The organism is Endozoicomonas sp. SESOKO3 (genome assembly GCF_024606255.1).
Map to the genome: position 1 here is coordinate 1 of NZ_JAHHPR010000118.1, position 1,432 is coordinate 1,432.

General features: G+C 46.9%; 2 protein-coding genes. One reads left to right on the forward strand and one right to left on the reverse strand.

The window, feature by feature from the left end:
• Positions 1-257: 257 nt before the first annotated feature.
• Positions 258-512, forward strand: coding sequence for a hypothetical protein (locus tag KDK18_RS02190; protein WP_257252877.1), 255 nt, complete (start codon positions 258-260; stop codon positions 510-512).
• Between the two features lie 47 nt (positions 513-559).
• On the opposite strand, the gene KDK18_RS02195 is transcribed toward KDK18_RS02190, so the two are convergent.
• Positions 560-1,327, reverse strand: coding sequence for an alpha/beta fold hydrolase (locus tag KDK18_RS02195; protein WP_257252878.1), 768 nt, complete (start codon positions 1,325-1,327; stop codon positions 560-562).
• Positions 1,328-1,432 lie beyond the last annotated feature (105 nt).

Below are 1,432 nucleotides of genomic sequence, written 5' to 3' on the forward strand. Positions count from 1 at the left end.
TTCTACCTGTGTCCAGTCCAAGCCTGAATCCGATCATTTTATGCTGGATGACCGCTGGCCGGGTTATCGAGAGCTTGAGCTAATGCCTGATGGCACCGTTGATACCCTGGTGGTCCGACTGGAAAGCGACTCCCTGAAACTGGATCTGACTGCTAATGGCTATTGATAACCCTCTTCGATATCAGCATTTCTTATTAATACCCTGACTGTTTTTTTCTAGATTGGAAAATAGGAGTAGTAAAAAAGGAAGTAAGGTTATGTCCAGGGTAAGGGCAATGCAGTACGATGACCAGGATAAGATCTTTTGGGATTCAGGTCAGGAATACAGAAAAAGACAAACTGCTAAAGAACGCTGCAAGAAGAGAAAGCAAAAATCCATTCGACAGGGCATTGATGACTACTGGGATAAGAAGTCCTTCCGACAAAATCTCGCCGATTCCTACGACGATTTTGATGACGACGATGATCTCAGTCAATTAGATGACATCGAAGGTCAACAGCCCAGAAATTAGATTTGATGCAGAAAAGCCACACAATACAGGTGGCTTTTCTTATAGCCTCAAGACTCCAGAAAGCGCTGCAAAGTACGAGCTACCAATTCTGGTTTTTCAGCATGCAGCCAATGTCCCGTTCCGGCAATCTCTCTCATAGTCGCTTTCGGGAAACGTTTCAGAACTTCTTCCTGGTGTTTTGCGAGAATGTAATCCGAGTTACCGCCCTTCAGGAATAATACATCACCTTCAAAAGCCTCCTCCCCGGAATGACCTGCCAGTATCTCTAAATAGTGATGATGAATGGCTTCCAGATTCATTCTCCAACGGTAACGTCCCTCGCCATTGCGATAAAGGTTCTTCAGCAGAAACGATCGAACAGCCGGCTCTTCTATGTGCTGGCGCAGCGCATGATCAGCATCAGCCCGCTTCCGGATAGCCTCCAGATCAACAGCAAACAAACCTGCAAAAACATCGTCATGCCGACGTACCTTGTATTGCACCGGAGCTATATCCATGACAGCCAGTTTGTTTACTCGTTCGGAATAAGTCAGAGCCACTTCCATCACGACTTTGCCGCCCATGGAGTGTCCGAGCAGGTGTGCCTTCTCAATTTGTTGATCATCCAGATATTCAATGATATCTGCTGCCATGACGGAATAGTTCATGGCGTCATCATGAGGAGAGCGACCATGGTTGCGCGCATCCAGACCGTGTACTCTGAACTTCTGCGCCAACTGACGGTTGATAGCCCCCAGATTTTCCTGCGATCCAAATAGTCCGTGCACACTGATCAGGTGCTCACCCTTTCCCTGCTGTCTGGCATACAATTTCATGGGTTGTTCAATCTCTTCTCTCGCCTTACAACGGTTTTCGTAGAATACGGCATCATGCCGGTTAGCAAGATGGACACCTTAATTCCGAAAGATACTGTATCAGAA